Below are 14,879 nucleotides of genomic sequence, written 5' to 3' on the forward strand. Positions count from 1 at the left end.
TTTATTTCTTTTTTACGAGCTGGGAATCTCTTAGTTTATTACCTAGCTTTCTCTCTCCGATTCATCGGAAGGTTACTAGGTAGGAATTCTCTATTTGTCCATCTCATAGGTAATCATATTTCAAATACCTTATGAGCCCGACTTCCAGAGAATAAATTTTATATTTTAAACTAATTGGTTTTGTCTCATGGGTATGCCTAGTGAGAACGCGCTATTTAGTGTCATTCTTAAAGAAGGAGACTAATTGGGTTCCAGCTCCAAGGGTGTAAGCATTGTTTACTACCTTTGTAGGTATAACTAGTGAGAACGGTCGATATGGCCTTACCTCGTGAGGGAGCTGATTCTACTGAACTCGACTTTGGGAGGTATAATTTCTTTGTATGTTTGCTACCGAATATATTCGTATGCCCCTCTGTTATAATATCAGGAAGTATAGATACAGATAGGCAGGGACAAGAAGTCTCCACCTCGGTAAGGAAGAAGATACATGATCCACCGAGAAGGGCTATTGGAGGCACGCACATATAGCTGAGACTGTTCAGATTACCTTCTAAGTGTCCTTATCCTACAGAGCACTATTAAGTTACTGCCTCACCAGAACACCTTACACAGCATTCTCGTAAGTGATACTATAGAGTATCCTATCTCGTATGTATAAGTTAATACATAGACCTTACGAGCTGGCAACTAACAAGGTGTAACTAATATAGTTACTTGTGATAACCTTTATTATGTAAACTAGTTAAAAGTAAGTAGAAGGTATCCTACGAGGTGCAATCCATTGGTATAACTAGGGAGTCCCAGCTCCGTAGGTTCTATGTATAAAACACTGCATGTAGAGGTTATGCAAGACAGGTGAATATTCGTGTATATTCTGTGTGTGTTTATTCATAGTTCACCTAACTAGATGCGGTATATCAACGTTATAAGTAGTTTCTTTTTATACATTATACCTACTATTACCATAACTACTAGGTAAGCAGGTGAGGGGATACCCTCTAGGGGTAGTTTAGTGGGTAAATACTTACATTACTGTACGTGAAATTATACTAAGTAGAAACCGTCCTCTGTGATAAACCAATCTGTTTAATTTGCAGAGTGGATGCATTCTTTACTACTTTTCATTTCTCTTCTTTGAACTAATCCCCTCTAGGGGTAACTGATAGGTCAATTAGGTTTACTATTCGAAATTCATATGCAGGAGAATTGACCCCATCGAGGTGGGGGTTTTACCTATTTAGTCCTCCTCGCTAGTTCTCCATCTCCTCAAAACGAGTTACATAAGTCGCTGTAAAGAGAATACCTTTCTCTCCAGTCATCTTGTTTGCTACCATGTCGCAACCTTTACGAGTTAGGAGATAGCACTTGTAAGATTTACCTGTACCTGCTGTATAGCTAGATTCCACGAAAAAACTATCAGGGCTCAAAGTTGAGCTTTGACCTAAAACACTCATGTAACTATCAATATCTCTTATTAAGTTTTTGTGTAACTTCCCAGTCATTTCTGCAACTTCTAAGCTATCTAGGTAAAGCTCTCGTAAGTCCAGCACCATCATTTTCTTTACATCCTCTGAGAAGCTAGGGAAGTAATTCTCGATAAATTCAGCCTCACGGTCTTCTTGTACAGTACCACCTGTTAGGCGAATCTGTTTGAGAATCTTCTTTACTTCCTTTTTGAATGCCTTGGCAATTGGCTTGCGAGACTGCATTAGTACTTCGTAGATACCATCCTCAGTTAGGAACCACATATCACGGTTTTGACCTGATGCATATATTGTATTCATCAGCTTTTCCTCTTCATCTACTGTTCTTAATAATTGCCCTGTTCTTCCGTCGTATTCGATCCAATCAGCGACATCTTTAGCAAGAAACAACGGTTCTTCCACAGTTCCGTAAACTTTAAATTCTTGTCCTAATACATTTTGTTGATGAACTACACTCAATTGATTTATCATTCAATATTCCCCCTTAGTATTTATATTACTTAAATCATACCAAGGTATTACCGAGGCAGCCTAGCTAGAACACTAATTAGTACCAAACTTGAGAACCCTGACTCAAGAGCTTGACTGTGGAATATAACCACCTTATAATTACTCTTAATAAATGCTAAAATAAGTAGTCTTCTAGATTTAATCACCTCACAGTTAACCTTCCAAGCTTTAACTCATCAGTTTTCACCTTATCTGGAATGGTCGTTGGAGTATGTACGCATCCAGATTATCGCGGCAAAGGATATGCTTCGCTCATCTTACAAAAAATGATTCAGGATTTTACTCAAGAAGGAAGAACACTTTGCTTATTTTATAACAATCCAGCTGCCGGACGGATTTATAAGTGGTTAGGATTTAAGGATATTGGGACGTGGACGATGTATCGGTGATGAAATATCATCTACCTCTACAAGAAATTGAGATGGGGGCTCCTGTTTTGCTAGGGCACTAACAGTTCCCCTCGATACAGTTCCGTCTTTAACTTTTAATTTCATTAAAACCATAAATATCTTTCGCTACTAATTGTAATTTTCCTTCGTCGGAAGATGGATTATAACGCTCCATAATTAACCTTAACTCTTTTCTAATTATTTAGTACTATTGAATTGATTTTTATATTCTAGATATTTTTTTGCATTTCGAGTATTTTCTTCTTTATTATCAAACCCTACTAATATTTGTTGAATATGTGTTACCATCTTTCCCTGGTCATTCTTTTTCTCGTAATCCACGGATATCTTTAATTCATCTATTTCCATAGGTTTTTCTTTTAAATCCTTAGCCCGGTTAAAATAAATAACAATTGAAGCTGTACCAAATTTATCATATTGTAAATGTAATTTATCATTAATAATTTGTTGAAACTGCGATTCTGTTAAACTGTACGAAATTCTACTCGGTTCATCAAATCCTTGTCTATCATCTTCTGGATTCAATTTTCCAATTCCTTGTAAACGATCTATAATGAATTTAACCGGTAAAACATCAAGATTTTGATTTGTGCTTTGTACTTGTCCATTCTTATACATGAAATTCGTCCTATATACTTCGTCTTTTTTATCATCACCTTTATGCGTTTTATTAGCATTCTCTATTACCTCTGTTGTAGTTTGCTTTGTAGTACCGTATATATTTCTTTCTTTCAAAAAGTATATTCCATCTGTTGATTGATATAGCCTTTTAGTATGAGTGCCATCCCCTTCTTCCTCCATAACAGATTGTATACTTTGTTCTTCTACATGCGCATACCCATCATCACTCGCAGACATGACCGTTTTCATATCTCCTTCATCTAAGGCCTTTACCAATCTTTCATACTCTATTTTTGTTTCCCCCATACCGCATCCACCAAGGATTACAACTAAAGTCAACATCTTAATTGTTAATTTCATTAACTTTCTCATTTTATCCCCCATGTAATATCCACAATTATCTATTATTTTCATACTGCTTTTTATAATTTTTATAGTCTTTTAATGCACTTTGATTATTATATTTTCCCCCAGCAAAATATGTATTAATTTGCAACATATATGTAACTACTTTTCCCTCTTCATTCTTTTTCTTATAGTTTACATAGACGCTCATCTCTGATAGCTCCATTGGATTTTTTTTCGAATCTTTTGCAGCATCGAAATTAAATACAATTGACGCACCACCATATTCATCATATTGTAGCTTCAACGTATCATTTATCATTTGTTGAAATTCCGCTTCAGTTAAGTCATATCCTACTGAATTGGGTTCATCAAATCCTTTTTTATCATCACCCGGTTTCATCTTTAGTTTCCCTACTCCATGAAGACGATCCATAAGAAGCTTCACTTGAGAAACATCTAAGCTCAGATTTGTACTTTGTACTTGGCCGTTTTCATATTTAATATTTGTACTATATATTTTTTCTTTTTTATAGTTTTTAATTTTATCCTTTTCTTTTCTTGTATCAATTTCTGTAATTACTGTTTGCGTTGTACTACCATATAAGTTTTTCCCTTTCGTGTTATATACTCCATCAGTAGTTTGATATACATTTTTTTCGTGTATGCCATCTTCTTTTTCTTCAAATGTACTATGTATCACTCGTTCTTCTAAATGAGCATATCCATCATCACTCGCAGACATGACCGTTTTCATATCCCCTTCATCCAACGCTTTTACAAATGGTTCATATTTAATTTTCGTTTCAAAAAAGCTACACCCACTAAGTAAACTTCCAACGATCGCCATAAGCATCAGCACCTTAGCTTTCTTTTTCATACTGTCACCTCTTTCGTTACTCTTGGCATTTTGAGTTTCATACTGTTTCCTTTTTAGTAGTCATACACTTCGTCTTTTCCTAAAGATGTTTTGTTACTTACGTATTTAATATTGAAAACACTTTGGTCGTTTAATGGTATAGTGATGATATCCACTGTTAGTTTACTTCTCATTTTCAAATTGAAGTCTACCATCATCTACAGAATAATAATATACCTACTTCACTTATTGTTATTGATCTTAGCAAGTGCATAAAAAGAAAGAGCATATTTGGAAAAAACGATTAAAACATGCTCTTACACTTTTAATACAAATGATTCATTTTACGAACTTATATCATGCTTTCACACCAAATAATAAACGTAAAAAGTGCTTTAGGTTTATTCCTTAGGATACCGTTCTTTTATAAATTCTTCGATGCTATTACTTTTTTTGATTTCTTCTGATGATAACCAGGATGTCCCCCTTGTTCTATCCTTGTTGGTTAAAAAGATAGTAAATTCTTTATTATATAGTTCCTCTTTAAGGATAGTGGTCACCTTTGTCATATCCTCGGTAAAAAAATCGGGATTATTTTTATATTGGTCCATAATAACTAAAGTCACCTCATACTCCGGACACTCCCCATCTTTCGGATGTGAACAAGTAATACCTTCAAATACAAAACGGTCGTTTTGAACTTCCTTTAATCGATCTCCTACTTTTGTTTGAGTTTGAATCAAATATGTCCAATAACTTCTTAAAGTGTTTTTCATTGTTAGTAGCAGTTCTTCCTTCGTTATAACTTTTTGTACATTTTCAAAAGGGAGACCTATATATTCACCATTATGATCTTTAATTTCAAGTTCTGTAATCTTTTTATTACTCTTCTGAATGAGTTGAAATAGAGCATATAAACAATCTAATTCTGCTGATTCAAATTGACTATAATTAATCTTGTTACTCGTTTTTAAAGTTAGTAACAACTCATCAGTTGGTTTTTCTTCATAATCAACTATATACTGAAGAACACTTTCTTTTTCAAATTCCTCGTAACCTAATTTTTTAATTTCTTTTAAAATTGGTTTAAATTTCTTATATTCCTCATATGTATTTTTTCCGTATTGGTATTCATCTCCTTTTATTGTTGAATAGAAGAAGCCATCTACCTCTACTCGAAATTGCATATTTTTGTTGTTTTTGCTTGAACAGTATGATATGTATGTCCCATATTCCCTTCATGTATACCGTCCCAATCTGTTACAACAACATCGATTCCATGTTTTTCTTTTATGTATTTTTTTACCTGGTCTTCATTTTCATAATTACAACCACTCAAAAATAAGAAACATACCACTAACCACATTACATTTTTCATTCTTTTCATATAACCCCTAATACCCCTTCCTTACGTAAGAAATAATTCCTAGTTGTGTAGCAAATTCAAAGCCATCTTTTCCCACAATCAAAATAAGCTCCCCTCTTTCCATACAGGAAGAGGAAAGCTTATTTCCTTCTTATTTATTATTGCTCTTGCGTTTCTATCGCTTGATCTTTTTGCTCCCTTTTATTTTTCTCTATTACTTTTTCTACAAACTCATTCCGCCATATTTTAAATTTAACCGCAAATTGACCTTCAATTTTATTTCGATACCCTTCAAACTTCACTTCTACAATTTCAGAGTGATTAAATAGTTTATATGTTTCTCCTGTCAAACCGACTGGATGTAGTACTCCTCCATAATCATAGAACGTCTCATCATCTAACAAAACACCTCTTGTAGTGATTACATAATCTGCATCTTCTTCCGCGAAGCTTACTCTCACTACACTACCTAAAGGTAATACTTTTTCCATATAATCTTTCATATTAATTAACCGTCCCTTTTAATACTACGATTTTCTCTTCTATTTTTTGTCTCATTTTTTCTAGTTGACGAATCCGATCAATAAAGGCATCACGTGTTTTTCCTTGCAAGTTGCTATCGATACTACTTTCCAATCTTCTAATATCACTCGTTAAAGCTGATGCTGCTTTTTCAAGTTGCATTACTACGTTCATAATTTGATCTCGTCCACCGTTATCTGGAAATGTACTATGAACTTTATTCATTATCATATGTAAATCCATATTTATTACCCCTTCTTCCATTCTATCAATATCAATTTTTAATAATATGCAACCGCACCTAATTCTTCATCTTTTGCCATCATAGAAAACACTGCTTCTGAAACATCTTCATTCAATTGTTTCAAATCTTTTGAGAGCTCTTTTACATCTTTTGAGATTTCACCTAATAATGAACGGTTTATTCCTCTACTACCATCATTCATAAAGAGATGAAGCAATGAGTGGCGATGAGTTAAAATGTGCTCTGCTGCAATTGCAGTAACATTTGTATCTATTGTAAAATCACCTTTAAACATATCTAGTAAATCCTGCACATAAGAACCTGCTACTTCTTTGGCAATCTCTAAAATTTCAGTTGCCACTAGATACACCACGATGCGTCCAGCTAAAAAATCTACAGCTGCATTAAATACACTCTCTAGTACTTCTAATACCTTTTCTTTACCTTTAGCGAGTGTCGTCTCAATCCAATCTACAGCTGTATCTACTGCACTCTTAATTTCTATCGTAGCTGTTATACTAAATTTGATAGCTTCTGTTGTAGCTGTTGACTTTATACTTTCGAATTTATTAGCTATTTGACTAAAGTCTCCCGCAGTCGTTAGTGCAAATATTAGTGCACCAACTGGCGTACCATTTACCACTATATCTACTATAGCTTCTTCCTTTGCACTAAGATTTTTTTTCCCAGCAAGCCCCTTATACAAATTTCCTGCTGATCCTGACATCTCAAAAAAAGCAGGAGTCCAATCCGGCCCCGTACTATTCCCAGCTTTAAGCTTGTTTAAACGTAAATCTTTATTTTCATCATAATATTCACCGTTCTCAACAAAAGAATGTCCTTCCCCATTCAGCATCATATACACCCTTCCAGGGATAACAAAATCTGCAACTTTTATGCCACCATACAAAGGGTCATTCTCATTTACAATACTGAGGTTATTCTTCATATTGGAACCGTCACCGTATTTGGCAACATCCGTATTCAATACAGGTGCAGGGTTTAAAGTTAATACAGGAATATTATCCTTTTGATTTCTTAATGCAACTGTATTTGCTATGCCTCCACCCAACGAATGTCCTATTAACGTTATATTATTATTTTTTCCATGATTTCTCTTAATTCTTTCATAAAAATCTCCCCCCATATCGTACTGCCTAACGGGGTAGTCTGTATTAAACAAATTATTAAGTCCAATTGACGCATCTGCCCAGACATCAGGAGAGTCAATCGCTCCAATACCAAAGTATGTTTGCTTTGGCTGTGTTCCTACATATACTATTGTAATGTCACCTGTATTATTATCTTTAAGTGCATAAGCTCCGAATCCAGTAATTTTATCGTCTTCAAAGTCTATGAGTGTAGCATTAAATTTATCCTCTAATTGAATTTTGTTTTCATTATAAGGTTTATTATAAGGCTTTTCTCTTGCATTAAATTTATAAATATCATCACCAGCCAACTCTAACTTTCCTAAATCAGAGGATATTTTCAACTTGTTCGACATATTTCACCATACCTCCCCTTACTTTATTTGTTATCGTAATATTGTTTTTTATAATTTAAATATTCTTTTTTAGCATTTTTAGTGTTTTCTTCTTTACCATTAAATCTAACTGCTATTTGTTGAATATGTTTCAACATCTTGCCTTCCTCATTCCTTTTATCGTACGTTATTGATATCGTAATTTCACTTATTCGCATCGTTTTTTCTTTTCTGTCTTTGGCAGAATTAAAATCTATAACAATCGATGCATCTTGAAATTTATCATATTGTAGTTTTAATTTATCATTTATCATGTCTTTAAATTGCACTTCTGTTAATCCGATACCAATACTGTTTGGTTCGTCAAACCCCTTTGTATCTTTATCTGGCTTTAATTTCCCTATTCCTTCTAAATTATCTATAACTAGCTTAATCGAAGAAACGTCTAAGCTTGGATTCAAACTTTGCGCTTGATCATTGTTATAAATAATATAGGTATTATATTTTTCTTCTGATTTATAACTATCGTTCTCCTTATTTTTATTATTAGTTGTTTTATCAGCTATTTCTTGTGTTGTAGTTCCATATAAACTCTTATCATTCGTATTGTATATACCATCCGTAGTTTGATATATAGTTCTTCTATATTCTCCATCTTCTTTTTCTTCTATAATGGAGTGTATGATTTGTTCTTCTACACTCGCATATCCATCATCACTCGCAGACATAACCGTCTTCATATCGCCTTCATCCAACGCTTTTACAAATTTCTCGTAGTCTATTTTCGTTTCCCCAAAACCACACCCACTAAATAAACTCGCAACTATCGTCATAACAATCATCACCTTAGCTTTCTTTTTCATTTTCATACGGTCACCTCGTTCGTTACTCTTGGCATTTTAAGTTTCATAATGCTTCCTTTTTGGTAGTAATAGACTTCGTCTTTTCCTAAAGGTGCTTCGTTACTTATATATTTGATATTAAAGATACTTTGGTCGTTTAATGGCATGGCGATGATGCCTGCTGTTAGTTTACTTCTCATTTTCATCGGTAAGGCATCTCGGTTTCGATCTACATAGTCATGATGGCCTGCTAGGACAAAGTAAATACCAACTGTACGAGATAGATCTATTAAAGTTGTTGCGTCGTCCGTTTCTAGGTAAACAAGTCTACTAAATTCTTCAACGTTTGTCATGATGATAAGTTGTTTTGTAAATACTGGTATTTCTCTTCCTTCTTGTCTTGCTTGTGATAGTTCAAGAGATCGTTCGCGAATCACTTCCATCCAGTATTTCACATGAACGTTTACTTCATTTTCTTCTACGATGTAATGTGTCACATTGTCTTTATATTGAACGAAGCTATACTCGGCTGTATCTACTAATGTTACACTCTCAAAATATTCTTTATTCATTTGAGAAAGTATACTTGATACGATTTGTTTTCTCATACTATCATCTACGCTGTAGATCATTAAATGATCGTTAATCGCAATATCATGCGCAACAACTTCTACATTTGTGAAATCAAGACCCAGTGGAACTTGTCCTGCTTGTAATGCTTTGGTAACGTCCTTGTTTTTACGATATGTTAGAAGGTCAATAACTTCTGGCATCATTGGAATTGCCTTCGGACGTTCTCCATCCCATTCTTGATCCATTTCACTTGCTTCTTGTTGGAGTAATTGAATTTGCTCTAATTCGTCTTCTGCTTTTGTTGGTAATGCCGACTGGAATAATGTCGGTGAATCTAGTTTTATAATTGCTCGTCCTGCCATTTCTTCTACTTTCAAATCAGATCGACCTACAATGCCTGAGATTTCACTTTGGTCAATCATATATAGACATGTTTGCAGTTTAATGTTGTTGTATAGTTGAATACGCAGTGCATTTTGTCGTCCCGCACTAATTAAGGTATGAATTCCTAGGCTAGCACCTTCTCGGACGATTTGCATAATCAGCATTTCAAATTCCTCATAAAATTTAGCTTCTTTCACTGCATCGTAATTATCGATTGCAACGATGATATTCGGCATTTTTTTACCGCTAGCTTTCTCATACATTTCTATGCTTGCGACGTCATATTCACTTAACATACGTTTACGTTGTTTCATCTCTTGCGTTAATCTTTCAACTAATTTTAAGCACTTTTCTGCCTCGTCAATCGTAATCGTATCCGCAACATGTGGCAGTCCTTTTAATGGTAAGAGACCATTCGTACCAAGGTCTACTAAATACACATGCAAATGCTCCGGACTATTTTGACGCGCTACATCCATAATGACAGATTGTAAGAATGTTGATTTACCGTAACCTGGACTTGAGAAGACGGCAACGTGTCCATCTTTACTTATGTCTAATGTTAATGGTGTTTGTGACTGTAATTCAGGTTGGTCTAGTAAACCAACTGTTGCTTGCAATGGTTTCTTCGCTTCATTCCATGCTTCTTTAAAGTGAACTGGGTGTAAGTCTTGCAGGAATATTTTTTCTGGAAGCGGTGGTAACCACGGTCTTGCGAGTGCTTCGATTTGTCTATCTTCTGCGTAATCATGAATATAATCGATAACTGCATCCAGTTCGCTTGGTACGGTTGCAACTTCTTTGTTATTTCCAAGTCCACTTAAGTCTTCACTTAAGATTTCATATTGACCTAAGTCGTTGATCGCATAAATGGTTGTATCAAGACGATCTTGATCGTCCTTATCTTCTACGTAATCAGCACCGCTCCATGCAGATTGGAATAATTCATAGATTTCATTATTTCCGACCTGTAAGTATGCTCGTCCTGGCAGTGTAATTTCTGCTGCATCAGGTGTTTTTAATATTTCATTACTGTCTGACGTGTTTTGCACTTTAAGCGCTAGTTTAAATTTCGAGTTACTCCAAATTTGGTCATCGACAACCCCGCTTGGCTTTTGCGTAGCGAGTATTAAATGAATACCAAGAGAACGACCAATACGCGCTGTGGAAACTAATTCTTTCATAAAGTCTGGCTGTTCTGCCTTCAGCTCCGCGAACTCATCACTAATTAAGAATAGATGCGGCATTGGTTCTGTTACAGCGCCTTCTTTGTATAGCTTTTGGTATTGGTTAATATGATTCACATTATTTTCGCCAAATAAGCGTTGGCGTTTTTGTAATTCTGCTTTAATTGAAGCAAGTGCACGCATACTTTGCGCACCATCTAAGTTCGTAATCGTTCCTAATAAGTGTGGCAGATTTCTAAATAAGTTCGCCATACCCCCACCCTTATAGTCAATTAATAGAAAGGCAACTTCATACGGATGGAAATTGACTGCAAGAGATAGGATATATGACTGAATAATCTCCGACTTACCAGAACCTGTTGTACCAGCGATTAACCCGTGTGGTCCGTGTGCTTTTTCATGTAAGTTTAAATTTACAATGTCCTCTTTACCACGAAGACCAAGAGGAACAGCTAATGATTTATGAGCGGCATTTTTTGCCCAGCGGCTTGTAATATTTAGCTCATTCACTTTTTCGACGCCGTACATTTCTAAGAATGTAACACTTTCTGGAATACTATTTTTTAAATTTTGTAAATGATTGAGTGGTGCAAGTGCGCGTGACACATCTTCTAAGTTAAATCCTTCCGGAAAATGATCTGGTACGAACTGACGATTAACAAGTTCTCCTTGTTCTAAAATAATATTTCCTTTTTTCGAGTCTCTTATATCTACAACTGTCTTCACATGCTCTGGTAAGCTTTGCATCACATCTTGAACGAACACAAGCGATACACCTAAATCAGTTGGATCCTCATTAAAGAATTCCATTACAACGTGATCTAAGATGAGTTTTTCGTCCGTTATAAGGACAACATAATGCGGTGAAAAATGTATTTTTTCACTTGAATTGCTTTTTTCATCTACTTTCAGTTTTCGTTCTTTTAATATTTGATATAAGCTATTCAGTACTTGGTCTCGACTTCGGTCATGGTATACAAAACCGCGCACATTAATATCTCTTACACTTGCATGCGGGAGCCAGCGCATCCAATCCCACTTTTTCTTCTCCTCTTCAGGAAAAACAGTAATAAACTGTAAGTCATAATAACTATGGAATAAAGCGGTTTGCATCACTAATAGTTGTAATTGTTCTAGTACTAACGAACGTTGTCCAATATAGCCAACTGGTCCATTCATTAAATCTGTTACAACTGGAACGTCTGCTAAAGAAAGATATTGCTGCCTTAACTCACGTGCCATTGCAGTGAGTTCATCTTTAAATTGACTAAATTCTTCTTCATTAAACTCAATTTCAAAACTAGAATCCGCATTTCCTTTTCCTGCTCGGTATGTTAAGAAATCGTGGTGCATGATCGTTTTTTCGTATATACGAGGATTCACTTCTATCGCCATTTGTCGAATTTCTATAACGTCTGGATAATGATAATGAAGTGCATGACGTTGTTTCTCACTTTCAGCATACAGATCCTTTGTTTTTTGTACTAAGTATTCCCTATAACTCTTATCTCGCTCGGCAATATCAATTTTGTATTGCTTTAAGTTTTTTATGTACGATGTGATCGAAACAACAACAGTCACAATCGTCATTGCTAGCGATGCAAAAATGAATAAGCCGTATGACTGGAATATAGATAACAATACAGTTACCGCAATCATTACGAGAGATGGAGCAATAATTCTCGCTAATTGTTCAGTCGGTTTTGTTGGTTTGCTGGAAGGTCTTGCAATTTTCATTTTTTCAACTGGTTCACGATAAATAATTCGTGGTGAACGATGATAATCTGGATACTCATCATGATATAAGTTATCCGCTTCTAGTAGACTAGGTAATTGGGAATTCACCCGATTCTTCACTCCGAATATTTGCACATCTTCATTTCCCATTTGAATTGTTATGCCATCAAAATATAAGTGATCGCCCGTTTCTAATTCAGCTGCCTCTTCTAACTTAGAATAATTATGAAACACATTCCCTTCATACACGTTTATTTTAAAGGGCTCACTTAAAGTTTCACGAATAAACAAAATATCTGTAGCAGTATCTTGAATTGTTATGTCATCATAGTCATTTGTACTAACTGCTATGGAAAGTTTTCCTGATGTATCATATACAATCATTTCTTCTACCGTTGCAATCCAAATACGCATTGTTTTGCCATTTTTTAATTGAATCGTATTTGCTTTATTAAAATAAAGAGTTTTCTCTTCTATTTTCCAAGCAGCCAATTCATTATCCCAATTCAGTACTAATGATTCCTCTAAATCAAAATCAGTAATATGATTTGACCATTCTTTCCCAATCGTCACTGTAGGCCGTTCAGTTGGATGCAAGCGGCATTTATGTAACCGATTGCCGTAACTTAGTGCAAGTAGCTGCTCCATACTTCTCCACTTCTCCTTTTGTTCGCTCTATCTATAAGGAGTTTACATACGTAGGTTGGATGTATACGTACTCCCTATCTTTTCTTGTTGCTTATATATCCAGTATTCAGCAAAAGCTCCCTCCGTTTACTTTGCCTTTTCTGTATTCGATATATCTTTTTCATCGGATGAATCCCTATATTTTTTCTCATATTCATTTAATTGTTGTTCAAATGTTTTTAGCTTTTCATCGCGCTCTTTTCCTGGTAAATCCGGATTATTTTTTACTGCTTCTATTTGTTTAATTAACCCATACATAATTAATTGTGGATCATCGACACTTTTCGCTAAATCTAACGATTTATCAAAATTACCTTTTCCGTTATAAATCCAGTACAATAAATACTTTTCATCACTTTTTAAAGTAACATTTTTCATAATTGCTGCTTTTTGCGCATCAGATAGTTTTTCTACTTTCAAGTAGGAATACGCTAACTCATATTTAGATGCGAATGGTAATGTTTCAAACTCTTCTTCGCTCAAATTATTAATTACTTTGTCATAATCCGTTGCTAGGAAATTTTTATTCGCTTCTAAAAGCTTATTTTGATAGGGTACTTTCATAAAGGTATAGTAAACGACTGGTGCTGCTAGAATAACTGTTGCTGCCGCAAACGAGAATGCTAAGTATTTAAATAATTGAAACTGTTTTTTCGGAACAAGCTGCATTGTTTTTTCTGCCTTTTCTTGTTCCTTTAGAAAATTCACTTCAATAAACTGTAGCAATTCCTCAAAGCTTTCCATGTTCACGACATTCTGTTCAAATGTCGTTTCTTTTGCATTTTCTAATAAACCAGCATATAAATCATCATAACTATGTTTTTTAGAAAACAGCGCTACAATAAGGCATTTGTATTGGAATAAAAATTGATCTTCTGTTAGTGGTTTTGGCGGGACAATATCTCGAATTCCGCGATGTATAATAAATGGCATTAAATTTGCATCAAATACTAAATTGTCAGGGTGTAAAAAGAAAGTTATTCTTCTATGTAAATACTTTTGAAAATGGGCTACATTTCGAATTAAACGTAATTTTTCATTTCTTCCTAATCCCTTTAAATCTCCCCATTTCAATAAATTCTTTTCTATTGTATATGTAAAAATAAATGTATCATCTTGTTCTTCTATAGTTACTGGTAGAAAAATAGATGATACATCTGTTAATAACTCCAATTGACGGTTATCTTTTACTTGCGTTTGTGATTTAGCAAGTTCTAATTTCCAAGTATCTTCTTCTATTTCAAATCGATACTCCATTGAATCAATCTGAATTATTTTCTCCGTCATGTTCTACCTCTTCTCCTTTTTCACCATAAACCTATTTCCATTGAATAGGCTACGTGCTTTGTTCATAATTATGTAATTTATATTACTTGTAATATATCCCCATCTGTTATTTGATAATCTACCAATCTATCATCATCTGTTAATAATAACGATTTATTCACAACTTTAATTACATGATTTGATGTATCGTATTGTTCGATATTCAATGTTTCAATTAAATTTTTAAGCAAATATTTAACAGATTGATGATTTGGAATTCGTAAATCGTATGTATTTCCATTCCATTTATGAAAATCAACAGTGACGTTAATATGTGTTTGTATAGCCATTCGTGA

9 protein-coding genes and 4 pseudogenes are annotated in these 14,879 nt (G+C 34.5%); 1 reads left to right on the forward strand and 12 read right to left on the reverse strand.

The genetic code is table 11. The annotated features are described in order from the left end of the window. Positions 1-1,250 precede the first annotated feature (1,250 nt). Positions 1,251-1,955, reverse strand: coding sequence for a Rha family transcriptional regulator (locus AC1M36_RS09025; RefSeq protein ID WP_479845779.1), 705 nt, complete (start codon positions 1,953-1,955; stop codon positions 1,251-1,253). A gap of 224 nt (positions 1,956-2,179) precedes the next feature. On the opposite strand from AC1M36_RS09025, the pseudogene AC1M36_RS09030 reads away from it, so the two are divergent. Then, positions 2,180-2,383: pseudogene (locus AC1M36_RS09030) on the forward strand (GNAT family N-acetyltransferase); the annotation flags it as partial. A 198-nt stretch (positions 2,384-2,581) separates the two neighbouring features. Here AC1M36_RS09030 and AC1M36_RS09035 read toward each other — a convergent pair. From AC1M36_RS09035 to AC1M36_RS09085, 11 genes and pseudogenes are all read right to left on the reverse strand, one after another. Beyond that, a complete protein-coding gene (locus tag AC1M36_RS09035) occupies positions 2,582-3,397 on the reverse strand; it encodes a DUF3952 domain-containing protein (protein ID WP_420792372.1) in 816 nt (271 codons plus the stop codon). Between the two features lie 25 nt (positions 3,398-3,422). Next, positions 3,423-4,250: a DUF3952 domain-containing protein gene (locus AC1M36_RS09040; RefSeq protein ID WP_336453645.1), complete on the reverse strand. Its 828-nt coding sequence runs from the start codon at positions 4,248-4,250 to the stop codon at positions 3,423-3,425. Positions 4,251-4,630: 380 nt separating this feature from the next. Next, a pseudogene (locus AC1M36_RS09045) lies at positions 4,631-5,616 on the reverse strand (hypothetical protein). Between the two features lie 137 nt (positions 5,617-5,753). Next, positions 5,754-6,098 carry a DUF4176 domain-containing protein gene (locus AC1M36_RS09050; protein WP_336453646.1) on the reverse strand — a complete coding sequence of 115 codons (345 nt, stop codon included), beginning with the start codon at positions 6,096-6,098 and terminating at the stop codon, positions 5,754-5,756. A 1-nt stretch (position 6,099) separates the two neighbouring features. Then, the gene (locus AC1M36_RS09055) at positions 6,100-6,360 is read right to left on the reverse strand and encodes a hypothetical protein (RefSeq protein ID WP_336453647.1); all 261 of its coding nucleotides are present in this window, start codon (positions 6,358-6,360) and stop codon (positions 6,100-6,102) included. 38 nt (positions 6,361-6,398) lie between these two features. Further along, a complete protein-coding gene (locus AC1M36_RS09060; protein WP_336453648.1) occupies positions 6,399-7,868 on the reverse strand; it encodes a lipase family protein in 1,470 nt (489 codons plus the stop codon). A 23-nt stretch (positions 7,869-7,891) separates the two neighbouring features. Then, positions 7,892-8,716, reverse strand: coding sequence for a DUF3952 domain-containing protein (locus tag AC1M36_RS09065; RefSeq protein WP_431613215.1), 825 nt, complete (start codon positions 8,714-8,716; stop codon positions 7,892-7,894). After that, positions 8,713-12,942: pseudogene (gene essC, locus AC1M36_RS09070) on the reverse strand (type VII secretion protein EssC); the annotation flags it as partial. The gene AC1M36_RS09065 and the pseudogene essC, both read right to left, overlap by 4 nt. Continuing rightward, positions 12,934-13,218, reverse strand: a pseudogene (locus AC1M36_RS09075) (FtsK/SpoIIIE N-terminal domain-containing protein); the annotation flags it as partial. The pseudogenes essC and AC1M36_RS09075, both read right to left, overlap by 9 nt. Before the next feature lie 126 nt (positions 13,219-13,344). After that, positions 13,345-14,544: a type VII secretion protein EssB gene (essB, locus tag AC1M36_RS09080; RefSeq protein WP_336453651.1), complete on the reverse strand. Its 1,200-nt coding sequence runs from the start codon at positions 14,542-14,544 to the stop codon at positions 13,345-13,347. Positions 14,545-14,621: 77 nt separating this feature from the next. Continuing rightward, positions 14,622-14,873, reverse strand: a complete 252-nt coding sequence (locus tag AC1M36_RS09085) for an EsaB/YukD family protein (protein ID WP_336453652.1) — start codon at positions 14,871-14,873, stop codon at positions 14,622-14,624. Between the last annotated feature and the right edge of the window lie 6 nt (positions 14,874-14,879).

Source organism: Bacillus sp. Medicinal_06 (assembly GCF_056711665.1).